Annotated in this window: 21 protein-coding genes and 1 pseudogene; 4 read left to right on the top strand and 18 right to left on the bottom strand. The window is 43.0% G+C overall.

Translation table 11 applies throughout. The features are described 5' to 3' along the window. Window positions 1-15: 15 nt before the first annotated feature. The 6 genes from M3183_RS04960 to M3183_RS04935 all read right to left on the bottom strand — a co-directional run bounded on the left by M3183_RS04960 (window position 16) and on the right by M3183_RS04935 (window position 7,222). Window positions 16-1,119: a DUF4097 family beta strand repeat-containing protein gene (locus M3183_RS04960; RefSeq protein ID WP_251467095.1), complete on the bottom strand. Its 1,104-nt coding sequence runs from the start codon at window positions 1,117-1,119 to the stop codon at window positions 16-18. 37 nt (window positions 1,120-1,156) lie between these two features. Beyond that, entirely contained in the window at window positions 1,157-1,471 is a 315-nt protein-coding gene (locus M3183_RS04955) for a magnetosome magnetite crystal formation protein family (protein ID WP_251467093.1), read from the bottom strand. A 246-nt stretch (window positions 1,472-1,717) separates the two neighbouring features. Continuing rightward, window positions 1,718-1,891, bottom strand: a complete 174-nt coding sequence (locus tag M3183_RS04950; RefSeq protein WP_251467091.1) for a hypothetical protein — start codon at window positions 1,889-1,891, stop codon at window positions 1,718-1,720. A gap of 77 nt (window positions 1,892-1,968) precedes the next feature. Next, window positions 1,969-4,842 (bottom strand): excinuclease ABC subunit UvrA, encoded by a 2,874-nt coding sequence (gene uvrA, locus M3183_RS04945; RefSeq protein WP_251467089.1) that lies wholly within the window; start codon window positions 4,840-4,842, stop codon window positions 1,969-1,971. A gap of 7 nt (window positions 4,843-4,849) precedes the next feature. Next, the gene (gene uvrB, locus M3183_RS04940) at window positions 4,850-6,829 is read right to left on the bottom strand and encodes an excinuclease ABC subunit UvrB (protein ID WP_251467088.1); all 1,980 of its coding nucleotides are present in this window, start codon (window positions 6,827-6,829) and stop codon (window positions 4,850-4,852) included. Between the two features lie 156 nt (window positions 6,830-6,985). Continuing rightward, window positions 6,986-7,222, bottom strand: coding sequence for a DUF2198 family protein (locus M3183_RS04935; RefSeq protein ID WP_396953699.1), 237 nt, complete (start codon window positions 7,220-7,222; stop codon window positions 6,986-6,988). Between the two features lie 329 nt (window positions 7,223-7,551). Between M3183_RS04935 and M3183_RS04930 the strand changes: the two genes are divergently transcribed. Next, complete coding sequence (locus M3183_RS04930) at window positions 7,552-9,921, top strand: immune inhibitor A domain-containing protein (RefSeq protein ID WP_251467085.1); 2,370 nt, start codon at window positions 7,552-7,554, stop codon at window positions 9,919-9,921. A gap of 119 nt (window positions 9,922-10,040) precedes the next feature. On the opposite strand, the gene panF is transcribed toward M3183_RS04930, so the two are convergent. The 6 genes from panF to M3183_RS04900 all read right to left on the bottom strand — a co-directional run bounded on the left by panF (window position 10,041) and on the right by M3183_RS04900 (window position 16,186). Next, the gene (gene panF / locus M3183_RS04925) at window positions 10,041-11,492 is read right to left on the bottom strand and encodes a sodium/pantothenate symporter (RefSeq protein ID WP_251467084.1); all 1,452 of its coding nucleotides are present in this window, start codon (window positions 11,490-11,492) and stop codon (window positions 10,041-10,043) included. Further along, on the bottom strand, window positions 11,489-11,773 hold the full coding sequence (locus M3183_RS04920) for a YhdT family protein (protein ID WP_251467083.1): 285 nt from the start codon (window positions 11,771-11,773) through the stop codon (window positions 11,489-11,491). Before M3183_RS04920 ends, panF begins: the two co-directional genes overlap by 4 nt. A 211-nt stretch (window positions 11,774-11,984) precedes the next feature. Beyond that, window positions 11,985-12,914 (bottom strand): cation diffusion facilitator family transporter, encoded by a 930-nt coding sequence (locus M3183_RS04915; RefSeq protein WP_251467082.1) that lies wholly within the window; start codon window positions 12,912-12,914, stop codon window positions 11,985-11,987. Window positions 12,915-12,991: 77 nt separating this feature from the next. Next, window positions 12,992-13,603 (bottom strand): class I SAM-dependent methyltransferase, encoded by a 612-nt coding sequence (locus M3183_RS04910; protein ID WP_251467081.1) that lies wholly within the window; start codon window positions 13,601-13,603, stop codon window positions 12,992-12,994. A 140-nt stretch (window positions 13,604-13,743) separates the two neighbouring features. Next, window positions 13,744-15,822: a heavy metal translocating P-type ATPase gene (locus M3183_RS04905; RefSeq protein ID WP_251467080.1), complete on the bottom strand. Its 2,079-nt coding sequence runs from the start codon at window positions 15,820-15,822 to the stop codon at window positions 13,744-13,746. Continuing rightward, window positions 15,815-16,186: an ArsR/SmtB family transcription factor gene (locus M3183_RS04900; RefSeq protein ID WP_251467079.1), complete on the bottom strand. Its 372-nt coding sequence runs from the start codon at window positions 16,184-16,186 to the stop codon at window positions 15,815-15,817. Before M3183_RS04900 ends, M3183_RS04905 begins: the two co-directional genes overlap by 8 nt. A 196-nt stretch (window positions 16,187-16,382) precedes the next feature. Here M3183_RS04900 and M3183_RS04895 point away from each other — a divergent pair. Continuing rightward, window positions 16,383-16,814 (top strand): annotated as a pseudogene (locus M3183_RS04895) (DUF2071 domain-containing protein); the annotation flags it as partial. A 120-nt stretch (window positions 16,815-16,934) separates the two neighbouring features. Here M3183_RS04895 and chrA read toward each other — a convergent pair. Further along, the gene (gene chrA, locus M3183_RS04890) at window positions 16,935-18,065 is read right to left on the bottom strand and encodes a chromate efflux transporter (protein ID WP_251467441.1); all 1,131 of its coding nucleotides are present in this window, start codon (window positions 18,063-18,065) and stop codon (window positions 16,935-16,937) included. A gap of 188 nt (window positions 18,066-18,253) precedes the next feature. Here chrA and M3183_RS04885 point away from each other — a divergent pair, with 188 nt between their 5' ends. After that, window positions 18,254-18,508, top strand: coding sequence for a hypothetical protein (locus tag M3183_RS04885; RefSeq protein WP_251467078.1), 255 nt, complete (start codon window positions 18,254-18,256; stop codon window positions 18,506-18,508). A 632-nt stretch (window positions 18,509-19,140) separates the two neighbouring features. Here the strand turns inward: M3183_RS04885 and cydS are convergent. The 5 genes from cydS to M3183_RS04865 form a co-directional block, all read right to left on the bottom strand. Next, window positions 19,141-19,251 carry a cytochrome bd oxidase small subunit CydS family protein gene (gene cydS / locus M3183_RS27420; protein ID WP_396953697.1) on the bottom strand — a complete coding sequence of 37 codons (111 nt, stop codon included), beginning with the start codon at window positions 19,249-19,251 and terminating at the stop codon, window positions 19,141-19,143. A gap of 14 nt (window positions 19,252-19,265) precedes the next feature. After that, the gene (locus M3183_RS04880) at window positions 19,266-20,291 is read right to left on the bottom strand and encodes a cytochrome d ubiquinol oxidase subunit II (protein WP_251467077.1); all 1,026 of its coding nucleotides are present in this window, start codon (window positions 20,289-20,291) and stop codon (window positions 19,266-19,268) included. Then, a complete protein-coding gene (locus M3183_RS04875; RefSeq protein WP_251467076.1) occupies window positions 20,276-21,634 on the bottom strand; it encodes a cytochrome ubiquinol oxidase subunit I in 1,359 nt (452 codons plus the stop codon). Before M3183_RS04875 ends, M3183_RS04880 begins: the two co-directional genes overlap by 16 nt. A gap of 86 nt (window positions 21,635-21,720) precedes the next feature. Continuing rightward, window positions 21,721-22,569 (bottom strand): cytochrome c oxidase assembly protein, encoded by an 849-nt coding sequence (locus M3183_RS04870; protein WP_251467075.1) that lies wholly within the window; start codon window positions 22,567-22,569, stop codon window positions 21,721-21,723. Between the two features lie 148 nt (window positions 22,570-22,717). Beyond that, window positions 22,718-25,159 (bottom strand): penicillin acylase family protein, encoded by a 2,442-nt coding sequence (locus M3183_RS04865; RefSeq protein WP_251467074.1) that lies wholly within the window; start codon window positions 25,157-25,159, stop codon window positions 22,718-22,720. Between the two features lie 254 nt (window positions 25,160-25,413). Between M3183_RS04865 and M3183_RS04860 the strand changes: the two genes are divergently transcribed. Further along, the gene (locus M3183_RS04860) at window positions 25,414-26,019 is read left to right on the top strand and encodes a TetR/AcrR family transcriptional regulator (RefSeq protein ID WP_251467073.1); all 606 of its coding nucleotides are present in this window, start codon (window positions 25,414-25,416) and stop codon (window positions 26,017-26,019) included. The last annotated feature ends 17 nt before the right edge of the window (window positions 26,020-26,036 follow it).

Raw genomic sequence — 26,036 nt, 5'->3', positions numbered from 1 at the left:
AAACAATCCCCTTACTTATTCTGCTTTTTGCAGGCTGATAGATCCTGTTTTGGTTTCAGCATAGATTTTTACCATTTGATCTGTTTGGTTGACGGATTGAAAGCGAAGTAATTTTTGAATCATCTCGCTTTTCTCCTCAAGAATTTGCACCCCGGTCAACTTCAGATTAAAGCCCCCTAAATTGGTTTTCAGTTCACCATTCACCGGCAGAATCTCGGGAACAAAAACGTCAATGGTGCCGGATGTTGTTTTGGCATGGATCCACTCACATCGGCTGCCGCTTAGGTTGTAACTGATATTCCCATTGAATGATTGGGCTTCTGTCTTTTTAAAATCACCTTCAAGCCTGATGGCACCATTAATCGTTTCTGCCTCAAGTTCGTTCATATTACTGGTAAGAACATCGATTTTCCCGTTAGCCGTTTCGATCTCTCCCCTTTTTCCATAGATGCGGTCAAGCTGAATTTTCCCATTGGCTGTTTTCACATGGAGGTCATCCACCATCATATCACTGCCGGTAATCGGGCCATTAAAAAGCCTGATTCTCAAATGCTCATACTGAGCTTTTGGAACAAACATGACTGCATCGACTTTCATCCATTTTTGCTGGGTGTTAAATTTTAACTTTTGTCCCTCAACCGCAAATACTACATCACGGAGGAAATTATGGCGTGCCTGATCCTGGTTTTCCACCCGGAATACCTTCGCCTGACATTCCACCCGCACATCCGGCTGGTCCCAGACAGCGATTTTAACCGATCCATTCGCAATATCAATATCAATATTCTTCAGTTCAACATCGCCGTGATGGAAAATATGAGAAATCTCTACCGATTTCCCAAAATTAAAATCAAAATCAATTTCTTTTATCTTTTTCAAAGCGGAATCGACAAAATCAAAGATTTTATCCTTTGTCGATTGATATTTTGCTTGAAACGGATCTTCCTTCTTGGCCTCTTCAAATTTTACCACTGTGGAAAGTTCGTTGATGATTTGTTCTTTTTTCTCGTTAGCAGTCTGCTGAGCTTTTTCTAATTCTTCCATTAAAGTTAATGCCTCATCAACCGTCAATTTCCCCTCTTCCACCATTTTTAAAATTCGTTTACGTTCCTCTTTCATATTAACCCCCCCAAAGTGAATTTTTACCCATTTCATTTTATTCAGTCATCAGTACCTTTACGCCTTTTATAATGTTATAAATGACGATTATAATCCAGACAACTGCTGTAATAATCATGCTGATCACCGTTAAAATAGGAACCTCGTTTTGAAAATTAACCATTTCAAATATAACTGCAAACACAACAAAAATTGTTGGAATGATTGGAATCAAATGGGATATTAACGATTTTTTGGCATGCTCCTTGGTCACCGAATCACTGCTTGCAAGCCATACGATAAACGGAAAAATAAATCCCGCAAAAAAAATGCTGAAATAACATAAACTTGAAAGTACCTTTCTACTCTCCATCTCGTCCCATCCCTTCTATAGTATATCTACGATTCAGGAGAGTGAAAGTTTCCTACTATTTTTCCTACTATTTTACATTAGTTGGATAATTATTGGTTTTCAAATGAAGTTTCTGCTGGAGATTTGGGGAATTCCGCGGGATTTATCTTTTATTCCTCGGATGTGGTATAGCCCGATTTTTCCGCATGGCCTTTGAAGGGAGGATCCGCTTCGCTGATTGATTTGCCTTCCGCTAATTACCGGCGCTTATCCGCCAATTGGAATGCTTTTTTCGCTGATTGCCGACGAGCTATCCGACAATCGGAACACGGTTATTCCGCGGGATTTACCTTTTATTCCGCGGAATCCCCCGATTATTCCGCGGATTCTGCACTTTATTCCGCCGGCTTTTCCTTTATTTCCGCCGAATTTCGCAATCATTCCGCGCGCCTCGTATTCGCAAATATAAAAAAGAGCCGAAAACTGACTTTTTACCGTCAGTTTCGGCTCTTTCTTATTTATGCTTTAATTGCACTTTTATCTTCGATTTGCTGTTTCATCCGCAATCGATCTCTTTCGAGGATCGGCTTTAAGTATTTGCCTGTATATGAATCCGGCTCCTCCGCAACTTTTTCCGGTGTTCCGGTCGCGATAATGGTACCGCCTCTGTCTCCGCCTTCTGGACCAAGGTCGATGATATAGTCGGCTGCCTTTATCACATCGAGATTATGCTCGATGACCAGGACAGTGTTGCCATTTTCAACGAGACGCTGCAAGACGATGAGCAAACGTGAAATATCATCTGCATGAAGACCTGTTGTCGGTTCATCCAAAATGTAGAACGATTTGCCGTTTGACCGGCGGTGCAGCTCAGATGCAAGCTTCACGCGCTGTGCTTCGCCGCCCGATAATGTTGTGGCCGGCTGCCCCATCCGGACATAACCGAGTCCTACATCCACAATTGTCTGCAGCTTGCGGCTGATTTTTGGATGGTTTTCAAAAAAGCTCAAGGCTTCCTCTACCGTCATTTCCAGCACATCTGAAATATTCTTACCTTTGTATTTCACTTCCAGTGTTTCACGATTATAGCGTTTTCCGTGGCACACCTCACAAGGAACATAAACATCAGGTAAAAAGTGCATTTCAATTTTGATAATCCCATCGCCGCGGCAGGCTTCACAGCGGCCCCCTTTTGTATTAAAACTAAAGCGGCCCTTTTTATAACCGCGGACCTTCGACTCATTTGTTGCCGCAAACACATCGCGGATATCATCAAATACGCCGGTATAGGTGGCCGGATTGGACCGTGGTGTGCGGCCGATCGGCGACTGATCAATATCGATGACCTTTTCCAGGTGTTCCAGCCCTTTGATGCTCTTATGCTCCCCTGGCTTCGCTTTTGCCCGATTGAGTTTTTGTGCCAATGATTTTAGCAAGACCTCATTCACTAGTGAACTTTTCCCTGAACCAGAGACACCCGTAACAGCAATCAGCATACCAAGTGGAATTTTGACATTGACGTTTTTCAAATTATTTTCGGCAGCACCTTTGATTTCAATGTAACGTCCATCCGATTTGCGGCGTTCAAGCGGCAGCGGGATGAACTTTTTCCCTGATAAATACTGGCCGGTCAATGAATTTGGGTCCGCCATGACTTCTGCCGGGGTTCCAGCAGACACCACTTTACCGCCATGCTCACCGGCACCAGGGCCAATGTCAATCAAATAATCAGCTGCAAGCATCGTATCTTCATCATGCTCGACGACAATTAATGTATTGCCGATATCCCGCATATTTTTTAATGTGTCAATGAGTTTGTCATTATCCCGTTGATGAAGTCCGATGGATGGCTCATCCAATATATATAACACACCCGTTAATCTGGAACCGATTTGGGTTGCCAGGCGGATTCGCTGTGCTTCCCCTCCGGAAAGGGTTCCCGCTTTGCGGCTCATTGTTAAATAGTCCAGTCCGACGTTTACTAGGAAGCCGAGACGCTCATCAATTTCCCTTAAAATTAATCTGGCAATCTGGATTTCTTGATCAGACAGCTCTAAATTAGACATAAATTTAAGTGCTTCTTTAATCGACAAATCCGTCACTTCAGAAATATGATGGCCATTGATCAAGACAGCCAGGCTTTCCTTTTTTAAGCGATGGCCTTTACAGTTCGGACATGGCTGCTCTGCCATGTATTTTTCCATTTGTTCGCGGATATAATCGGAGCTTGTTTCCTTATAGCGGCGCTCCACATTACGAATCACGCCTTCGAATTCAATGTAGCCTTCACGTGTTTGGCCCCAATCATTTTCATAACGGAAATAGATTTTTTCACTGCCGGAACCGTAAAGGATTTTTTCCAGCAGGTTTTCCGGTATATCCTTTACCGGAATATCCATGTCGATACCGTAATGACTGCAGACTGCCTCAAGCAGCTGTGGATAATATTGTGAGCTTGTCGGCTCCCACGGGGCAATCGCATGCTGCTTCAATGTCAGGTCTTTATTCGGAATCACCAAATCAACATCCACTTTAAGCTTAGAACCCAGACCATCACAATCCGGGCAGGCACCAAACGGGGTATTAAACGAAAACATCCGCGGTTCCAATTCACCGATGGAAAAACCACAGATTGGACAGGCATGATTTTCACTGAACATGAGTTCTTCCTGGCCAATAACGTCTACTATTACCTTTCCTTCACCAAGACCAAGCGCTGTTTCAAGGGAGTCGGCAATCCGGGTCTCCACTCCCTCTTTGACCACAATCCGGTCTACTACTACTTCGATGGAATGCTTCTTATTTTTTTCTAATTCAATGTCATCGCCAAGGTCAAGCATTTCCCCGTCCACACGGATGCGGACAAATCCCCGTTTTTTAATGTCTTCCAGCACTTTCACATGCATTCCTTTTTTCCCGGATATGATTGGAGCTAGAATCTGCATCTTCGTCCGTTCGGGATATTCCATAATCCGGTCAACCATTTGTTCAATCGTTTGGGAAGCAATTTCTATATGGTGGATTGGACAGGTTGGGTGTCCGACCCTGGCAAATAATAATCGTAAATAATCATAGATTTCTGTTACCGTTCCGACGGTCGAGCGCGGATTGCGGCTTGTTGTTTTTTGATCAATGGAAATCGCCGGTGATAATCCTTCAATCATATCGACATCAGGTTTGTCCATTTGACCGAGGAATTGCCTGGCATAAGCCGATAATGATTCCACATAGCGGCGCTGTCCTTCGGCATAAATCGTATCAAACGCAAGCGAGGACTTTCCCGACCCGGAAAGTCCCGTTAATACAACAAGCTGATCTCTCGGAATGGTGACATCAACATTTTTTAAATTATTGGTTCTGGCGCCTTTAATCACTATTTTTTCTATCGCCATATGCTCGTCATCCTTCCGCTTTCAATTCGAAAAGCAGGTCACGCAGCTCGGCAGCACGTTCGAAGTCGAGCGCTTTCGCTGCAGCCTTCATTTCCTTTTCCATATCGACAATTACTTTCTCTTTTTCCTTCTTCGTCATCTTACCAAATGTCATTTTTGGTTTATAGTCTTCTTTATCTTCTGCCGCATGTGTAGCACGAATAACATCACGAATCGCCTTCTGAATGGTTTGCGGCGTTATTCCATGCTTCAGATTGTATTCTTCTTGAATACTGCGGCGCCGTTTCGTCTCACTGATGGCTTTTTCCATAGAGTCTGTAATCCTGTCTGCATACATGATAACTCGTCCATTGGCATTCCGGGCTGCACGGCCAATTGTCTGGATTAATGAACGTTCGGAACGCAGGAATCCTTCCTTGTCGGCATCAAGAATCGTCACAAGCGAAACTTCAGGAATATCCAGTCCTTCCCGTAAGAGGTTAATTCCGACTAAAACATCATAGGTTCCAAGGCGAAGTTCACGAATAATTTCAATCCGCTCAAGTGTCTTGATTTCCGAATGCAGGTACTGCACTTTAATCCCTATTTCTTTCAGATAGTCGGTTAAGTCCTCAGACATTTTTTTCGTTAGGGTCGTCACAAGGACACGTTCATTACGTTTTACCCGATCTTGAATTTCACCAATAAGGTCATCAATCTGCCCTTCAATTGGACGTACATCAATGATAGGATCCAGCAGTCCTGTCGGGCGGATAATCTGTTCGACCATTGATGGGGTGTGTTCCAATTCAAATGGTCCCGGTGTTGCAGAAACAAATACAATATTATGGATATGTTTTTCAAACTCATCAAACATCAGAGGGCGGTTGTCTAAAGCTGACGGAAGACGGAAACCGTGCTCAACAAGAACTTCCTTCCGCGCCTTATCGCCATTATACATCCCCCTGATTTGCGGCAGGGTGACATGGGACTCATCGACGACAATCAGAAAATCCTCAGGAAAATAATCCAGTAAGGTATAGGGTGTCGATCCCGCCGGTCTCAATGTTAAATGCCGTGAATAGTTTTCAATTCCTGAGCAGAACCCCATTTCCCGCATCATCTCTAAATCATAGCGGGTACGCTGTTCAAGACGCTGGGCTTCCAGTAATTTATCCTGCTCGCGAAGAATGGCAAGGCGTTCTTCAAGTTCTATTTCAATATTTTCAATTGCTTTCCTCATCTTCTCTTCCCTTGTAACGAAGTGGGATGCCGGGAAAATCGCTACATGTTCGCGATCACCGATAATTTCGCCGGTAAGTGCATCCACTTCACGGATCCGGTCTATTTCGTCTCCAAAAAACTCAACCCGAATACAGTGCTCATCGCGGGATGCAGGAAAGATCTCAACGACATCGCCGCGGACGCGGAATGTCCCCCGTTTAAAATCGATATCATTTCGATTATATTGAATATCAACCAGGCGGTGAAGCAGCTGATTGCGTTCAATTTCCATTCCCGCTCTAAGGGACAGCACCATTTCACGGTATTCTTCTGGATTACCGAGACCATATATACAGGAAACACTGGCAATGATAATGACATCGTTGCGCTCAAATAATGACGATGTGGCCGAGTGGCGCAATTTATCAATTTCATCGTTAATGCTGGCATCCTTTTCAATAAAGGTGTCCGTCTGCGGAACATAAGCTTCCGGCTGATAATAATCATAATAACTCACAAAATACTCGACAGCATTGTTCGGAAAAAATTCTTTGAATTCGCTGTAAAGCTGTCCAGCTAATGTTTTATTATGGGCAATGACCAATGTCGGTTTGTTCACTTCTTTAATTACGTTGGAAATCGTAAAAGTTTTCCCCGTACCCGTTGCCCCGAGAAGTGTCTGATAACGCTTATTTTCATGGATGCCTTCGACTATTTGTTTAATAGCTTCAGGCTGATCCCCCTGGGGTGAATACTTTGACACTAATTCAAATTGGTTCTCCACAAAAAGTTCCTCCCAAATTTAAATTCAGGTCTATCTGTTTGAAAAAATTCAATAATACCATTTTACCACAATACCCCAAAAACAAACCAATAATATGCGAACGTATATTTGTTTTTTTACAAATAAAAAGCCTGCCCCTTTGACAGACTCGAACAATTACTCTTTTTTTGCAGCACGGGGTTTCATTTTAACAGCCAGCCAGAAACCTGCCGTTAAGGAAAAGGCATCGACCACAATTAAAATAAATGAATTTGTATACCCCTTATACACGGAAGCTGCAATGAGGGCAACTGTTAAAATAAGGCCGATAAAACGGTTGTAGGTAACACGGGTGAACAACAACACTAACAAGCCCGGCAGAATCAATCCTGATAAATATCTTAATACAACGATTTCCAAATGAGTGCACCTCATTTTTATAATTTCTGTTAATTTATTCTAGAAAGGAAACAGGAAAAATGCAACCAAAAAGGAATGAGGCCAGGTGTTTAGGTCTATTGTTATGACAAACTTTTTGATGCTTTTTTACTATTTTTTTCAATGTTTATTTAGAATATTTACAATTTTCAATCATGGGCTTATTATATAATTATACTATTTTCCTAATATTTTATAAAAGTGGATAAATAGTATGGCAGGAAAACTATTATTTAGGGGGGGATCCATACATATTATTTTTTTGAAAAATATTATATAAATCAAATATCAAAAGGGGGAGCTTTATGAAGAAGAAGAAATTTTTTTCCACAGCTCTTGCGTTGTCATTAGGTATTGGAATGCTTAGTGCTGCAGGACCTGCATCAAATGTAAAGGCTGACGATTTTTCCGCTAAATATTCCTCACAAACTGGACCAATAGATTTGGGAATGGCAAATGATGATAAATTAATAGAAATGCTGAAGCGGGAAGGAAAGCTGGAAAAAAACGCAAGCCCTGCTGAAGCTGAAAAAGCACTTCAAAGATATTTAAAAGGAAAGAGTAAGCTTGGTCAAACAAAGGACAAGCTCCCTGCCGGACTTGGCAAGGCAAAGAAAAGCGCAGAGCCAAAATCTAACGGTTTAAAAAATGGAAACGGCAACAAATTAGGACAGGCCAAGAAAGACACTGTTGACCCTGTGCAAAAAGAAGGCTATGACGGGAATGTCCGACATGACAAGGTCCTGGTTCTGGCAATCGATTTCCCTGATTATCCTAAAAGCTCGATTACAAAAGATGAAACCGACATGTGGTATGAAGACTATACCCATGACCACTTCCAAGATATGATTTTTGGAAAAGATGGATACAAAGGCCCTAATGGAGAAAATCTTGTTTCCATGAAGCAATACTATGACCAGCAATCCGGCGGCAGCTATACGGTTGATGGAACTGTGGCCGGCTGGTATACGGCAGATCATCCTGCTGCCTATTATGGCGGAAATGATCCTGCTCCGGATGGAAGCGATGCCCGCCCGCGGGAACTTATATATGAAGCACTAACAAAAGCTGGGCAAGATCCAAATGTAGATCTAAGCGAGTATGATGTTTGGGACCGTGATGATTACGATAACGATGGCATCTACAACGAACCGGACGGCATTATTGACCACTTAATGGTGATTCATTCCGGTGTCGGCGAAGAGGCCGGCGGCGGTAAATTAGGCGGCGATGCTATCTGGTCACATCGCTGGAATCTTGGAAACTTAATCGCTGTTCCCGGCGGTAAATCGAATAGTGACCGCTTCGGAGGACTGTTAGGGGCTTATGATTACACTATCGAACCTGAAGACGGTGCTGCCGGCGTATTTGCCCATGAGTTCGGTCATGACCTTGGCCTTCCTGATGAGTATGACACAGTTTATAGCGGTGCAGGTGAAGCCATTGGATATTGGTCTATCATGTCAGCTGGCAGCTGGGCTGGAGACATTCCAGGAACAGAACCGTCTGGATTTAGTCCATTTGCAAGAGAAATGCTGCAAAACTTACATGGCGGCAACTGGTTAAGCGGTACAACGTTACATGCTGATAAGATTACAAAAGAAGGCACAACCGTTCTTCTGGATGAAGGAGCCACAAAAGGTACCAATAATGATACCGTCAGAATTGACCTGCCGGACAAAGTAAATCTACTTAATACCCCTAAGGGAGGAGAGTACGAATATTATGGCGGTAAAGGTGATGAAGCCGATCACAAAATGGCTGCAGAGGTTGATTTAACTAATGTCAGCAAGGCTTCCCTGGATTTCGATGCATGGTACAACATTGAACCTGAATGGGATTACGCGATGGTGCAGGTTTCAACAGATAACGGGCAAACATGGAAATCACTCTCAACTGACCATACAAGTTCAAAAATTGATCCAAACGGTTATCCAGCCATCAAAGAAAATCTGCCTGGATACACTGGATCCAGTAATGGCTGGATTCATGAGACAATCGATTTAAGTGACTATAAGGGGCAAAAAATTCAGCTTCAATTCCGTTCGATGACAGACTGGGCAACAAATTTAGATGGCTTCTTCGTTGATAATGTAAACGTAACTGCTGATGGCAAAGAAGTTTTATCTGATGGTGCTGAAGGGGACTCCCAATTTACATTAGACGGCTTTGAAAAGCATGATGGGAAATACCAGAGCAAACATTATTACCTATTAGAGTGGCGATCCCATAATGGTGTTGATGCCGGCTTAAGCCATATTCGCCGCGGTGACAGTTTGATAAGCTATGATCCGGGATTAGTTGTTTGGTATGTCGATGAGACTTATGATAACAACTGGACAGGCGTCCATCCTGGCGATGGTTTCCTTGGAGTAGTGGATGCAGACCAGCATGCATTGTCTTGGAGTGATAAATCTATCGGCGTTTCTCGTTTCCAAATGCATGATGCGGCATTTGGACTTAACAAAACAGAGAAAATGTTCGTCAATTACCCTGGACAGTATACAATGAAGGACAATTTTACAAAACGCAGCCCATTATTTGATGACAAGGCAGATTACAGCAATCCTGGTATTGTTGATGCCGGACGTAATATCCCTAATTACGGATTAAAATTCCGTGTTGCCGGGGAAAGCGCTGATGGCACTGTTGGGAAGGTATTAATTTTTAAATAAGAAATGAGGGTGTCCCAAAAGGGGCACCCTTATTTTATGATTCGCGGATATATCGTTTAAATTCGCTGATAACCACTTTATTTCCGCGGATAAACAGCCAAAATGAGCGGATAACCCCTTTAAAATCGCTGATAAGTGTTTTCCAAGCTTATTCTCCTCTGTGTGAACAGACTTACCGCCACAAATACGAGCATCGAAATGATAATTGGAAGAACGACGGTGTGCATGCCAAAAGCATTTGGGTAAAACCGATCAAGAATAATGTAAGAAATCATACCAATCACCATCGAAGCAACCGCCCCATATTTGTTGCCTTTTGCCCAGTACAAACCAAAAATAACAGGCCAGATAAAGACAGATTCGAGCCCGCCAAATGAAAATAAATTCAGCCAAATGATTAAATTTGGCGGACTTAATGACAATAAGATGACGATGATACCGATAACAGCCGTCACACTGAAACTGATCTTTTTCACATGGGCATTGCTTGCATTCGGCTTGATATAATTTATATAAACATCCTTCACAATTGCAGAGCTTACAAGAATCAATAAAGCATCAACCGTCGACATAATCGCGGCCATTGGTGCAGCCAGAACAATTCCAGCGGCAAACGGCGGTAATACCTTCATCGATAATAGCGGCATGACCGTATCGCCAATTTCTATACCTGGCATGACCGGTCTGGCAAATACGCCGATTAAGTGCATGCCAAGCATGATAAAACCGACAACAATCGTACCGATGATGATTGCACTATGCATAGCTTTGGAATTTTTATACGACATCGCCCGAACGGTAATTTGCGGCAGGCCGATTACACCGATTCCTACTAATATCCAGTATGAAGATACATAGGATGGTGTTAAAGTTCCGTCGGCGCCAAACGGGCTGATTAATTTTGGATTTTCCGCAGCTAAATCGGATATAATTTTTGGAATTCCCCCGCCCGCTTTAATGGTCGCAATCAATAAAATCAGCGTGCCGGCAAACATAACTACTCCCTGAACAGCATCGGTTAAAGCAACTGCCCGGAATCCGCCGATAATGACAAAAATCAGGACAGAAAAGGCAAAAATCAATAATGCGGCTGTATAAGGCAAACCTGTTAAACTTTCGACAAGCCGCGCCCCGCCAATCCATTGGGCAGTCATCGAGGAAAACAGGAAGATGACAATGCTTGCCGCAGACAATAACACGACGGTTTTACTTTGATACCGTTCTTTCAAAAAGTCTATTAAGGTAATCGCCTTGTACTTCCTGGCCATTATCGCAAACTTTTTTCCAAGAACCATCAGCGTAAAATAACCGGTTGCCAGCTGGGCCATGGCTAACAGCACCCAGCCGAGTCCTTTCGTGTAAGCAACACCAGGACCGCCGATAAAACTTGAGGCACTTCCATAGGTGGCAACCATGGTCATGGCCAGGATAAATCCTCCCATCTGACGCTCTCCTAAAAAGTATTCCTCCAGAAAGGAATGCGACTTCAAAACAAATTTATGGGACCAGAAGCCAACTGCAAAAATAATCAGCAGAAAAATGACTAATGGTGTAATAACAGACCAATTCATTTAGGTTCTCCCTCCTCATCCTCAAAGGGAACATCTGTAAATAGGAATTTGACAGTAAGGATGACCAGAATCACCATCACGAAAAAGCCGACGATACAGCTGTAAAAGAACCAGGCCGGCAGTCCCAAGATGTATGTATAATGTTCAACCTTGTCCGAACCAAGCCCATATGCAAACCCATACCACCATAAAAAATTGATGACAACGAGAACAACACCTATCAGTGCTTCCCGATGGGCGATTTTAAAACGCTTGTCCTTTGGATTAATTGTGTTTTTCAAAAAGATTTCCCCCTTGTCTTACAACATCTAGCTATTATTCCCCTTACATGACAAGAAACAACAAAAAACCTTATTTTCATGGTTATTATAGTACCATACGAAAATAAGGTTTGGTATATTTTCATGAAGTGTCCACCCTGGATGGACAAATGTCCGCGAGTGGCTGCGGGCACACTAAAGGTTCACATCTTTTGTTCCAAAATCTCTTCTATTAGTTACACGTCCCATGCGGACTTGGACATCCGATTGCTTCTTTTTCAAGCTGGATAGTGCTGTGTTCGATGTGGAATACATCGTGTAATATTTTTTGTGACTTGGCAAGGATTTCGTCTTGAATTCCTTCATTTGAAATTGTAAGATGACAGCTTAGCACCGGATATCCAGAAGTAATTGTCCAAATATGCAGGTCGTGGACCTCTTTAACGAGCGGAATCTTGCCCAGCGCCTCTTTTACTTCACGTGTATCAATTTGCGTTGGTGCCCCCTCCATTAGAATATGGAAGGAATCTTTCGTGACACGCCAGCCGCTGATTAGAATCAGTATGGCAACAATAACACTTGCGATTGGGTCAGCAATGCCCCAGCCGAAAAACATGATCAGAAGGGCTGCGAGAATGGCGCCGACAGAACCAAGCATATCACCAATCACATGTAAAAAGGCACTTCTTACATTCAGATTTTCCTCTTTATCGCCTTTCATGAGAATCCAGGCGGCAAGGATATTAACCAATAATCCAATAACCGAAATGATCAGCATTCCCGTACTCTGCACCTCAGGCGGATCGAAGAAGCGCCGGACTGCCTCATAACAAATAAAGAGGGCAATCACAATTAGTGCTAAACCATTTAAAGCAGCTGCAATGATTTCAAACCGCTTGTAGCCATATGTTTTTTCTTGAGAAACGGCTTTTTCACCTAATTTGATGGCAAAAAAGCTTAACCCCAGCGCTGCAGCGTCGCTCAGCATGTGCCCTGCATCTGACAAGAGCGCTAAGCTGTTGGTGATGATGCCGCCAATAACTTCGACAATCATAAAAGCTGCAATTAATAGAAAGGCACTAAGCAGCGCTTTTTTGTTGCTTGTATGTGAATGACCATGTGAGTGGCCATGTCCGTGTCCATGATGGTGATGATGTCCCATATTTATCCCCCCGTGAGCTTCACCAATTTGGTTCTTTTAGTTTTTAGATTCTAAACCGAAAATATTACGATTAAGGTTTATTTTTTTCCAATCATTATTTTTCGATACATACCGCCGAATAAGACGGCTTGATCTTCAAGTAATGTTATAGTGTGATCCCTATGTTTTGCGAATAATGTTTCAAATGAAAGACCAATATCGGTACCCAGAATTTTTATGATGGGCCGTATGAGTTTTTTCACACGTAATGGCTTTGAAGCAAATTTGTCAAAAATAATGATCCTGCCGCCTGACCGTGTCACTCGAATCATTTCGGAGAAGACCTTGCTGCTATCAGGGACAACAGAGAGGATCAAGCTTGCTATCACATAGTCAAATGAGTTGTCCGCAAGCTGTAAATCCTGTGCATCCATTTGGCGGAAATTAATTGTACCAGTTTGAAATTTCCTTTTGGCCTGCAGGAGCATTTCTTCCGAATAGTCAATGGCGGTAATCTTTAGGTGGTTAACAGGGACCCATTCAAGGTCAGCACCTGTTCCCACGCCCACAAATAAGACTTTTTCTCCCTTTTTGAAGCAGACTCCGTTGAACACCTTCCGCCGCGCATTTAAGAATGGACCTCTATTGAAAAAATAATCATAGACAGGTGACCATAGACGGTAAATCATTTTGGTCCAATGATTGTTCAACGGATTCCACCCCTTACCGGATGTTTTATTTAATTTTAAAATTTTAGTCCTTCTAATTGTCCTGCCGTCAGATTTATCGGCGAATTAATATCCAGTTATCAGCAAATCTTAGAAAATTATTGGTGAACTTAAAATCTAACCTAATCTTTCAGCCGCAGCAGCCGCAAGCCATTTAACGTGACAATTAATGTCATGCCCATGTCAGCAAAAATGGCAATCCATAATGTCAGCCAGCCGGGGACAACGAGAAGCAGGGCCAAAAGCTTTACAACGAGTGCTAAAGTAATATTTTGTTTAATAATCCTCAGCGTTTTGCGGCTTAATTGAATCGTAAATGGCAGCTTTTTTAGATCATCATTCATTAGTGCGATGTCCGCTGTTTCAAGTGCCGTATCCGTCCCGGCGCCGCCCATTGCAATGCCGACATCTGCTGCCGCAAGTGCAGGTGCATCATTCACACCGTCGCCGACCATGCCGACTCTGCCAAATTGAGTTCCTATTTTCTTCATATAATTCAGCTTATCCTCCGGGAGCAGCTCTGCTTGAATGCTGGTGACACCTGTCATCCGGCCGATTGCCTCAGCTGTTTGCTGATTGTCACCTGTCAGCAGAATCGTATGATGAATTCCCAGCCGATGAAGCTGTTCAATGACAGACTGACTGCTCTCGCGCACTTCATCGGCAACCGCAATCAATGCGAGAATGTCACTTTTCGTTCCGGTAATCATCACCGTTTTTCCATCGGTTTGAAGCTCCATAATCTGCTCCATGATCTCCGCCGGTATTGTTTCAAATAATTTCATATTCCCAATCCGATAGTCGACGCCGGCAATGGATCCTTTTATGCCCATGCCTGTCAGCGCTGAAAAATTTTCCACTGTATATTTCTTATTCACATCTGCTGCTTTTTTGATAATTGCGCCGGCAAGCGGGTGCTGGGACATACTTTCAAGGGCAGCTATTTTTTCAAGCAGTTCGCCGTCATTTGAATAATTGATAAAGTCAGTGACAACCGGTGTTCCATTTGTCAATGTCCCTGTTTTATCAAACGCAATAGCTTTTAACGCGCCAAGCTCTTCTAAATAGCTGCCGCCTTTGATTAACACCCCATTGCGTGCAGCATTCCCGATAGCTGTAACAATCGAAACCGGTGTTGAGATTACCAGTGCACACGGGCATCCTACTACGAGTACGGCAAGGCCTTGATATATCCATTCCTGCCAATCTCCTAAAAACAATGGCGGAACAATTGCAACAAGTGCAGCGACCGCCATTATAACCGGCGTATAATATTTCGCGAAACGGTCGACAAACTGCTGTGAAGGTGCTTTTTCTGCCTGTGCATCCTCTACTAATTGGATGATTTTTGCGATGGTTGTATCATCAGCAAGCTTTGTAACCTTCACTTTTAAAAAGCCTTCTTCATTTAATGTCCCGGCAAACACCTCATCATGGACTGCCCTTTCCACTGGAACGGATTCGCCGGTAATTGCCGCTTGGTTTACAGAAGAAGCACCTTCGATAATCACGCCATCCATGGCAATCATCTGCCCCGGTTTCACCAGCATGATATCGCCGATAACGATATCCTCCGCTTTTACCACCAGCTCCTGGCCGTTACGAACAATGAGAGCTTCTGACGGCGTCATTTCCATTAAAGAGCGGATTGAATTCCTTGCCTTATCCATTGAATACCCTTCAAGGACTTCGCTGATGGCAAAAAGAATCACGACAACCGCCCCTTCACTCCACTCGCCAATTATTGCTGCACCAATGATGGCAACTGTCATCAGCGTTTTCATGTCAAATTCAAGATGGAACAAGTTTTTTAAACCCGTTTTAAAAAGCCGGAAGCCTCCGAGCAAAATCGCCATTGCAAAAAGAATATTGCTTGAAAAAAGGTAACCGGTGATTAGAAACAGCCCCGACAGTCCTAGAAGGGAATACCGTTTCCAAAGCGGCTCTTTTGGAAGATCTGGCATTTTTTCTTTTTCGGGATAAAGTGTTAAGTTTTCAAACGCACCAGCTTCATGCAATTGTTCAAGACTTGCATTTCCATAGACTGTAAGTTTTGAAGCGCCGAAGTTAACTTGTGCATCCACAACACCATCCAGGTGCTGTACGTTCTTTTCGAACTTGGCGGCACAGCTCGTTCAGGAAAATCCCTGTACGCGGTAGACTTGTTTTTCAAGAGCCTCTCCCTCATTTGAACTATTCACGTTCTGCCACCTCTTCCTGGTGCTCTAAGGCGATATGAATTAATTGTTTTACATGATCGTCATCAAGGGAATAATAGACGAGCTTGCCTTCTTTGCGGTATTTCGCAAGACCCAGGCTCCGTAAATGCCGCAAATGGTGAGAAGCGGTCGCGGTCGTAGCCCCGACAATATGAGCAACGTCGCAGACACAAAGCTCATTTTCCAATGTAAGAGCATAAGCAATTTTCATCCTGGTTTCATCGGATAATGCTTTAAAAATCTTCGTCACTTCAAGAATGTGACTTGTTTTCGCAAGCTGCTGCCGGACGTTTCTTGTTTTATCATTATCGACACATGTAATCTCGCAAACATCATGATCTTTCATAGATTCACCTTCTTCATTCAAACGTTCATTTGATTATATCTTATTCAAATACCGGTTTGAATGTCAATCATTTTGAAAGATGTTTTTAAAAATGGGCTGGATGATAAAGCAGACTTGGGAACATTTATTGTTTTGCCATTGGGAGGCTGCACCAGAACAGCTGCAAAACCTTATCCCAGCTTAACTTGAGTTAGATTTATTTGCCGGCAAAGCTTGGCTGACGGTCCTATCATTTAGGGTTAATCATCAGCGTTTTCGGTTTCTGCCGGAAATTCCACTTTTGAATCGGTATTTAGAGTTGAATGTCAGAACATACGTGAAGGTTGGGGATACAGCAGGTGTTTACTTTTTCTCGCTTGACGCTAATCACTTGCCTAGTGTCGCAGGAGCACGATTGGCTGCATTGCCTTATCATTTTGCAAAGATGGATTTTTTTCGAAAGGAGAATGAGTTTGTTTTTAATAGTAAGCAGGTATTCAGATTTTCTATGAGTTATACACCCAGTGCTGTGTGTTCGCGGACGATTCCCGAAACTTTGGACGATTGGCTGCTGGAGCGCTATTACTTATTTACAAAAATGGACCGCTGTTATTACACGGGAATATCAGCCACAAAAGCTGGAGTGTAAGCGGGGCAAATGTGGAGTTATTAACAAATTCAGCGGCACCATTGAATTTATCAGGAGAACCTCTGCTTGTTCATTATTCTTCAACAAAAGAGGCGTTTTTTTTTTCATTAAAACGGGCTTTTAAAAAATAACGCCTCCGACTGCCCCCAAAACCACAATGACCCACGGCGGCAGTTTCCAATACGCTAACAGGCTGAAAAGAATAGCGGCCAGTGCAAAGTCCTTTGGTGCTAAAATGGAACTCGTCCAAATCGGATTATAAAACGCGGCAATCAAAATCCCCACCACTGCTGCATTAACCCCGATTAATGCCCCTTTAATCCTCGGGTTTCGCCGCAGTGTGTTCCAAAAAGGCAGCGTGCCTAAAACGAGAAGAAATGCCGGCAAAAAGATCGCCAATGTGGCGAAGACTCCTCCTGCCCACCCTTTGGCGACAGCTCCAATGTAGGCCGCAAACGTAAATAACGGTCCAGGAACAGCCTGGGCTGCACCATATCCCGCAAGAAACTCTTCCTTCGACAGCCAGCCCGTTGGGACAAATTCCCGTTCCAACAATGGCAGCACCACATGCCCGCCGCCAAACACCAATGAACCAGAGCGGTAAAAACGATCAAATAACGTCAGCCAATAGGAAGAGGTGATTTCTTTTAAAAAAGGAAGAAAAATGAGCAGGGCAAAAAATAAACCTAAACAGACGACTGCAAAACGATGTGTTAGTGGAAACGATATTTCCGCTGCTGTTTCCTGCTCTTCTTTGTTTTGTTTAAAAATGAGCACTCCAGCAGCTGCCGACAATAGGATAATGCCAACTTGTGTAAAGGCGGCCTGCCAAAACAGTGTGGCAGTCAATGCAAATAAGGCAATTGCTTTCGTCGGTTTATCAGGTGTTAATTTTTGCGCCATACCTGCGATAGCATGAGCAACAACCGCCACCGCAACAATTTTCAAACCATGAATCCAGCCTGCTTCATAGATGTCCATTCCCTGCAGGAGTAACGCAAATAGGATTAAAATTGCCGCAGATGGGGCAGTAAAGCCGATGAAGGCTAATACTCCGCCGAGAACACCCCCTCGTAGAACACCAATTCCGATTCCAACCTGGCTGCTTGCGGGTCCAGGCAGGAATTGACAGAGTGCCACTAAATCGGCATAACTGTTTTCATCGAGCCATTTTTTCCGCCGGACGTATTCTTCATGGAAGTAACCTAGATGGGCGGTGGGCCCGCCAAATGATGTGAGTCCGAGTCTCATTGAAACCAAAAGAATTTCCAATAAATTGTTTCGATTGGACTTCGCCAATACCTCATCTCCCTCTGCCGCTTCTCTATATATATACTTTAGTAAATAATGACAGAAATGCCAATCAGAAAGGGGCTGAAAAGGAAAAATTACTCTTAAAATAAATTCATTTTTACCTTCATGGCTTTTTAGGGGTACCATTGGGGAAAATATTCACTTCATTTTTACCTCCGGGCCTTGATTCCAGCATGGTGCAGGAAAAATATTCCTTTTATTTTACCGTTGGAGTCTTATTCGGTGCTCTTTTGGGCAGAATCAAGCCCGCTTTTTTACCGCCGGGCCTTGATTCCAGCACGGTAAGGGAAAAATCTACCCTTTATTTTGCCGTTGGATTCTTATTTGGGGCTCTTTTGAGCAGAATCAAGCCCGCTTTTTTACCGATGCTCCTGTTTTGAACTCGTTTTGGGAAGAATTACTGCCTTTTTTTACCCGATGCTCTTGCTTTGATCTCGCTTCGGGAAGAATTACTGACTTTTTTTACCCGATGCTCTTGCTTTGAACCGCTTCGGGAAGAATTACTGCCTTTTTTTACCCGATGCTCTTGCTTTAATCTCGCTTCGGGAAGAATTACTGACTTTTTTTACCCGATGCTCCCGTTTTGAACTCGTTTTGGGAAGAATCACCGGCTGTTTTTTACCGATGCTCTTGCTTTGATCTCGCTTCGGGAAGAATTACTGCCTTTTTTTACCCGATGCTCTTGCTTTGATCTCGCTTCGGGAAGAAATTTGCCTTTTTACTATTACCACCCCATGAGTATGGGTAGGGGCAATAGAACACGCCTCTTTTTACCGCAGCCTCTCTTTTACAAGCTCCACAGGAATTAGAGCATGTTTCTTTTTACCTTAAACCACCTGCTGCTCGCTTTAGGGGCAATAGAACGCGCTTCTTTTTACCAAACCTCACCTACTGCACGCTCTTCGGGCAATAAAGCTCGCTTCTTTTTACCAAACCTCACCTACTGCACCCCATCCGGGTAATAGGGCTTGTCTCCCCTAACATCTTTAAAACACAGCGAAGGAAATGACACCTACTTCCGCCCCTTCCTCACCATATTATCCATCGGAGCGAGCCAGAATGCCGCTGCAATTGAGGCAAGCACGACCAAAAACGGTGCATAAAAGATTAAGAAACTTTCCAAAAGAATTTCCCTCCCTATACATGATCATCACGATTGCCTTGTACATATTCCTTGTTAAACAAAAACAGCCGCAGCAGCAAGTACAACGATGGGAGCAACAGTCCAAGCCCTGCAATAAACGCAATCACCAAGGCAGTAGCCATCGCCTCATTTGTAAAGCTGTCATAAATCGTGAGATGCGGATACATTAAATACGGATAATGTGAGATACCATATGCCAAAAAAGCAAGTGCGAACTGCCCGGTTAACAGCGCAAATGCCAGACCATAGGCAATCCGCTTCCAAAGCAAGTACACTGTTCCGGCAAACAAAAGCACGGACAGCCCAAACATCCACCAGAGTTCAAGAAGCCGGCTGTAATGCTCAGGGTTATGAGTCCGCATTTCCACAATGATGCCTGCGGCTGTAATAATTGCCGGAAGCGACCAGCCAAGCGCATACCTTCGCAGGAGCTTAACCGCTCCCCAGTCCTTCGCTTTTTGTGAATACCATGTTAAAAACACAGCAGAAATATACAAAACCGACGTCAGACTCAGCACAACAATGCTCCATGATAACGGACTCGTGAATAATGACCAATAATCAAGCACTGGTCCGGAACGCTCGAGCTGAACAAAGCCGCCCTCGGAAATCGTCAATACAATCGACAAGGACGCCGGTATAAACAATCCCGTAAGGCCATACAAAAGGGTATAACGCCGATGTTTCAACCCTCCATATATCGTAAAAGCATAGTAAGCACCGCGGATGGCTAACAAAATTATTGCTATACTGGCAGGCACAAGCAGTGTCGAACCATAATAGTAGGCTGTTTTTGGAAAAAACCCTACAATCCCGACAAAGAAAAACACTAAAAAGACATTCGTCACTTCCCACACCGGGGACAAATATCGTTGAATCACCTTTGTTAAAATATGCTGTCTTCCTGTTAATGCACTGTAAGCATTAAAGAAGCCCGCACCAAAATCAATAGAGGCCACAATTATATAGCCAAACAGAAATACGCCCAAAACGGTAATTCCAATTATTTCAAGGTCCATTTTATATCACCTGCTTTCTCTGCCCGCCGGTCAGCTATTTCCTGTTCCACCGGATTGCGGCGGAACATCCGCCATAACACCAGCATACTTCCAATCCCTAGAATCAAATACAATCCGCAGAAAAGCCAAAGCATCGTATCGACTTGACCGCTTGTCGTAGCTGCAGTACTTGTCCGCATAATTCCTCTAAGAATCCACGGCTGCCGTCCTACCTCCGCAAGCCACCAGCCAGCCTCAATCGCAATAATCGATAATGGACCGGCGAGAACGAGCAGCCAGCGAAACCATTTGGATGAGATAAACCGCCATCTAAGCCACATCCCCGCCAGATAAGACACGGATAGACCAACCATCCACATTCCAATCGTGACCATTACATCAAACAAATAGTGAATATAGAGCGGCGGAATATCCTCCTCGGCAAATTGATCTAAACCAATCACACTGGAGTACAGACTGCTGTGGGCCAAAAAACTGAGGGCATATGGAATTTTTATCGCATATTTCACTTCATCATCAGCGAGAACTCCGTACAACATGAGCGGGGCGCCTTCTTCTGTTTCAAAATGCCACTCTGCAGCAGCTAATTTTTCCGGCTGATATTCCGCTAAATATTTGCCGGAGAAATCCCCGATAATTGCAGCAGCAATAGAAAAAACAAATCCAAGCTTCATTGTTAAAAATAACGCTTTTTTATGATATGTATGGCTTGAGCCTTTCAACAGCCGGTATGCCCCAATGGAAGCCAGCACAAAAGCAGAAGTCATATAGGCGGTCACCAACACATGCGCCACTTTCGTCGGCATGGCCGGATTGAACATTGCTATTATTGGTCTGACATTCACAAGCTGGCCTTTCACCAGATCAAATCCCTGGGGCGCATTCATAAATGCATTCACAATCGTAATAAAAATGGCTGAAAATGATGCCCCAAGTGCAACCGGAATTAACAGCATCAAATGTCTTTTCTGATTTTTAAACCTGTCCCATGTGTAGAGATAAATGCCTAAAAAAATGGCTTCAAAAAAGAAAGCAAATGTTTCCATGAACAGCGGCAGAGCAATTACATTACCCGCCAGCTCCATAAAATTCGGCCACAACAACGAAAGCTGGAGCCCAATCGCCGTCCCGGTCACAACACCAACTGCAACTGTTATGACATAGCCGCGAGTCCACCGTCTCGCTAATAAAGTGTAGTGTTCATCCTGTTTCTTAATTCCTACCCATTGAGCAATCATAATCATCAGCGGAACGCCAACGCCGATGGTTGCATAAATAATGTGGAAGGATAATGTTAATTCAGTCAAAACCCGGCTAAAAAATACAGCCTCTTCATTTCCCATATCTCATTCACCTTTTCCTTATCCCGAAAAAATCCGTCCAATAATCGATAATCCCAAAACAAATGCCACAATAAAAGAAAGCCATATCAGCCCTCGTTCCTGTTTTTTATAAATAGAAATTCCCCCTTTCCATTACTTTTCTCCAATTCCCAATGTTGTACTCTTTTTCCAAGACGAAAAGTAAACAAAATCGAAACTTTATGGATTCCCAGCATCAAAACTCCTGCCAGCACTTGGTCCCATTGCGAGTGATAACCAGAAGGAAGGATTGGCAAACTCCCATACCCTGAAACGGGCATACATAGGGATGCAGTCATTTTCGTCAAATAAGGCGAATCCGCCCCGCCCATCATGGCACTGACAATAAACAGCAGACAGGCTGGCATTAAAAATAACCCGCTTAGAAAAGCAAATCGTTTCTTTTCTGCCATGGATTGATCCCGGGCAGCAATGGGCCGCCACATGGCAAATGCCAAAGCGAGCAGCAGGATCCGATAGCCATATTGAATAACTGAGTATTGCATACTAAAAGTTAACACTGCAGGAACATGGTACAGTAAGAACAAAACAGCAAATATGATTAATGATGCGAACGGCTTTGGAAAAATTTTCACTGCTGGAATCGTGCTTATTTTTTCAAAAAAGAGCATGGGAATCCCTAATAAACAAAGCGGTGGAAAAATAAAAAAGAGAATGCTCATTTGCACCATATGGGTGCTAAAGGTAAGATGACTCAGCGCCGAAAGCGGGCTCCCGATCGTTACATATAAAACAGCTAAGCTGCCAAAAAATAAAAGCGGCTGAGGCTGATAGATCTTCAATTTCGTGAAATAGATAACAAATATTACATAGACGAGGGCGACGAGCAGCAGAACGGTTAACAGCGGTTTGTTCCAAACCAATTGTCCGCTTAAAAGCAACCAATCATAAAACATGAATCCTTCCCCCTCTGTCCTTATTCCTCTAGCTGCAGATACGACTCATGCTTTATCATTTCGCTATTTAAACTAATATGATAAAATCCCAAATTTAGAATAAAAAGAGCCCAGAAACGATGAACGTCTCTAGGCGCTTGAGCTTGTCTTATTTATTAAATTGTAAGGTATCCACCGATTCGGCATTCGCCTTTACATCTTTATCTGTAAATAGAATCGGTTTGAATTTCCAATTGGCATACATATCGATTTGATCTGCATAATGCTGGCGGACGGTCCCATCCTTACTGATAAAGCCGATCTGTCCTGGAGGCGTGATGTTGAAACCATGGGGGCCTTTCTTCGTCATTTCCACATAGTGATTCTCACTTCCCCTGTTCATTTCAGGAATAGGCTTATCAGATCCAAGTCCATGCGGGAATCCAATAAATGAACTGCCGCCAAAGGTTGTCATCCTTACTTTTGTTAACCATTGATCCATGTTTCTGCCATGCTTTTTTTCCAATTGGCTTAGCGTTTGTTCCAGGCTGTCAAGAATCAGCTGATCACGAGATATCCCATTTAACCAATCATAGTGGACGGGTGATTCGGCTTTTTTGCCTTGAAAGGTTCGTAAACACACGCCGCAGCCATATCCATGGTCAATGATATCCTTTAGTTCTCCATAACTGTCACCTAGATCTGCTTTAAATAAGGTATCAACTACATTTGCCCACCAGTCTTCAAAAATCGTAACTGCAGGGCTGTCATAATTTCCGTCCTTGTTCAAATCTTCATTGAGATTATTCCAGTTTTTGAGATATTGATACACTTCAGCGTATTTTGGATTTTTAGGAAGATTAATCTGAAGCGCTTCTAGTAAATAAGGTTTAAACCACTTTGTTCTTAAATTGGCTAGACTTGCGTTGTAATTGAAGTCATTGATTTTTTTTAACGTAATATTGTCAGCCGCTTTGGCTTGGTCTATATATTGCTGAACCCTTTGATCTGCGGTCCATCTAAAGCTTAACTCCCCATTCCGCCAATTAGAAGCCGGTTTATTATTCCAGTTAGCCACAAAGCCGGACTCTGGATTGATGATATGAGGATTGTTTTTAGGATTTAGAAATCCCTTCCAATCATATTCACCGGTTCCAGGTGTTGGCAGACGGTCATCAACGCGCTTGTCGCGGTTAGGTATCTTTCCAACATGGAAATAGGCGATATTTCCTCGTTTATCCGCATAATGCCAGTTAAGTGACATGGTAAATTTCCGGGCGGCTTTTTCAAAGTCATTCAAATTTTGAGCATAGTTTGATTCCAAATAGGCAGACCAGCTTTGTGCTTCCGTTCCGCGGAATGCCCACGCCTTACTATAAGCAGTATGGGTTGACTCATCTAGATAAATGACAGGGCCGTGAACAGTTTCGTAAAACTCTTTTTCCACACTTTTGGATTTCCCGTCTTTTGTGTGAACCGTAAAGGTCTCAACCCGCTTCTTCATATCATGCCATTTGCCCTTGTAAAAATATTGATGCGGATTGTCCGGGTTTATCTTCTCGCTGAAAATATCGACAACGTTGCCGTACCCCGCTGTTGCGGTAAACCCAATATCCTTAGTAGCACCGAACATAATAAATGGATACCCGACAAAAGCCGAACCTTCAATGTTAATTTTAGGGGAATGAAGTCCGACTTCATAGATAAACCCTGGGGCCGTGAGCCCTACTTGTGGTCCCCCGTACACAATCGCATTTTCGGACTTTGTCTTTTTAGGCCCTACAACCATAGCATTACTTCCTACCTTCAGCGGAAGGCCTAGTTCATGGGAATGATCCTCAAAGTTTTGCCGTAGTTTCGAAAGCTTGCCGGCAGCTGCCGTAACTTCTTTGGAAACCTGCTTCCCATTTTCTCTTGCCTCAGCTTGACCGGTTATTCCGCCATTCATGATACTGGTTGGTGATGCTGGGTCATCGACTGGGAAAATATCATCAAACATTTTTTTAGCTTTTTCAGCCCCAAATTGCTGTTTAAGTTTTTCTAAAATCGCTGCGTTTTGAACTTCCTGCTCCTGGTCCATAAAGACCGTCATCGATGACATAAACAATCTTAATACATCAACATCTGTCCATGTTTCCGGAGTGACATGGTAGTCATGAAACTCTTTCGATAATAATTGATCCGGATTTTTTAACGCTTCTTTCACATACTGGGTGATTCCTTCAGCAAAATAGGTCATTACTTTTTGTGAAAACGGATCCATTTTTGTGATCATTTGTTTAATCTCTTGATCACTGTAACCATCCCGCCTCATTCTCATATCGAGATCCAGGTATTTTTCTCCAAAAACTGACGCTGTCTTCCCTTCATTGCTAAGACGGAACATCATCATCTGGAATAAACGATCTTGTGCCATCGTATAGCCATAGGCACGGTATAGAGATTTCGTTGATTTTGCATAAATGTGCGGAACACCATATTGATCTCGAACAATTTTTACAGCATTTGTATTTTTGGAAACAGGCTGGTCTTTTGGCTGTTTTGCAAAAACCTGGGTAGAAGAGAAAACTAACATAAAAGTAGTGAAAAATACTAGAATACGCTTGTACATAAATACCCCTTCTCAATTGTTTTGTTGATTTTTCAAAATTAACTTAGTATTAAGATAACCAAAATAAATGTAACGTTACAAAACGTAGTATAATTTACAGTTATAGCATAGTAAATAATTTTCAGTTAATTTACAAAAATCAGTAATATTGGCATATGAAAATAAAACTGTAAAAAAGGAATACTTTTCCATTTTATACTTGTTTGCTAAATCATATATTGTGTTGAACAATGGTTCATAAAGGAGTGCTAACGATGAAAGAACGCATAGCAGATAAACGGGTGCTTCATACCAAACGGCTAATTAGAGATACTCTCACAGAACTGATGGAGGAAAAGGGATTTGAAGGGGTCACCGTTCGGCATTTGACTCAAAAGGCAAAAATTAACCGAGGCACCTTCTACTTACATTACCGGGATAAGTATGATTTATTAGAGCAAAGTGAAAATGAAATGATTCAGGGAATCGAAGAAATTGTTAATGATATCAAACCAATGGAAGCCATTGCCTATACAAGTCAGGATGAACCGTTTCCGATCATCCTGAAGCTATTTGAATATTTTCAGGAAAATGCAAGTTTTATGAAAGTCATCCTTGGTCCAAAGGGAGATGCTGCATTTCAAGTAAAACTCAAGGAATTAATTAAACAAACTTTTCTTCAAAAAATTGCTGATGGAGTCAGCAAGAACAATATGCTTGTCCCTGTTGATTTCTTGATTTCCTATGTCAGTGCAGCCCATGTAGGGGTGATCCAGCATTGGCTTGAAACCGGAATGGAAAAGTCTCCTCGTGAAATGACCTTAATTTTAGTCAAAATGACCTTATTTGGCCCTGGGTATGCCGCTGGATTGAATAGGTAACTGACGACATTGAACAC

Origin of the sequence: Neobacillus mesonae, from assembly GCF_023715155.1 — a bacterium.
GTDB classification, from domain to species: Bacteria; Bacillota; Bacilli; order Bacillales; family Cytobacillaceae; genus Neobacillus; species Neobacillus mesonae_A.
This window is presented reverse-complemented; position numbering and strand designations above follow the sequence as displayed.

Bases quoted from the DNA above. Each gene is read 5' to 3' on its own strand.
- M3183_RS04960 (WP_251467095.1), bottom strand. From the start codon at position 1,119: ATGAAAGAGGAACGTAAACGAATTTTAAAAATGGTGGAAGAGGGGAAA.
- M3183_RS04955 (WP_251467093.1), bottom strand. From the start codon at position 1,471: ATGGAGAGTAGAAAGGTACTTTCAAGTTTATGTTATTTCAGCATTTTT.
- M3183_RS04950 (WP_251467091.1), bottom strand. From the start codon at position 1,891: ATGATTGCGAAATTCGGCGGAAATAAAGGAAAAGCCGGCGGAATAAAG.
- uvrA (WP_251467089.1), bottom strand. From the start codon at position 4,842: ATGGCGATAGAAAAAATAGTGATTAAAGGCGCCAGAACCAATAATTTA.
- M3183_RS04930 (WP_251467085.1), top strand. From the start codon at position 7,552: ATGAAGAAGAAGAAATTTTTTTCCACAGCTCTTGCGTTGTCATTAGGT.
- panF (WP_251467084.1), bottom strand. From the start codon at position 11,492: ATGAATTGGTCTGTTATTACACCATTAGTCATTTTTCTGCTGATTATT.
- M3183_RS04915 (WP_251467082.1), bottom strand. From the start codon at position 12,914: ATGGGACATCATCACCATCATGGACACGGACATGGCCACTCACATGGT.
- M3183_RS04900 (WP_251467079.1), bottom strand. From the start codon at position 16,186: ATGAAAGATCATGATGTTTGCGAGATTACATGTGTCGATAATGATAAA.
- chrA (WP_251467441.1), bottom strand. From the start codon at position 18,065: ATGAGACTCGGACTCACATCATTTGGCGGGCCCACCGCCCATCTAGGT.
- M3183_RS04880 (WP_251467077.1), bottom strand. From the start codon at position 20,291: ATGGACCTTGAAATAATTGGAATTACCGTTTTGGGCGTATTTCTGTTT.
- M3183_RS04875 (WP_251467076.1), bottom strand. From the start codon at position 21,634: ATGGGAAATGAAGAGGCTGTATTTTTTAGCCGGGTTTTGACTGAATTA.
- M3183_RS04870 (WP_251467075.1), bottom strand. From the start codon at position 22,569: ATGTTTTATGATTGGTTGCTTTTAAGCGGACAATTGGTTTGGAACAAA.
- M3183_RS04865 (WP_251467074.1), bottom strand. From the start codon at position 25,159: ATGTACAAGCGTATTCTAGTATTTTTCACTACTTTTATGTTAGTTTTC.
- M3183_RS04860 (WP_251467073.1), top strand. From the start codon at position 25,414: ATGAAAGAACGCATAGCAGATAAACGGGTGCTTCATACCAAACGGCTA.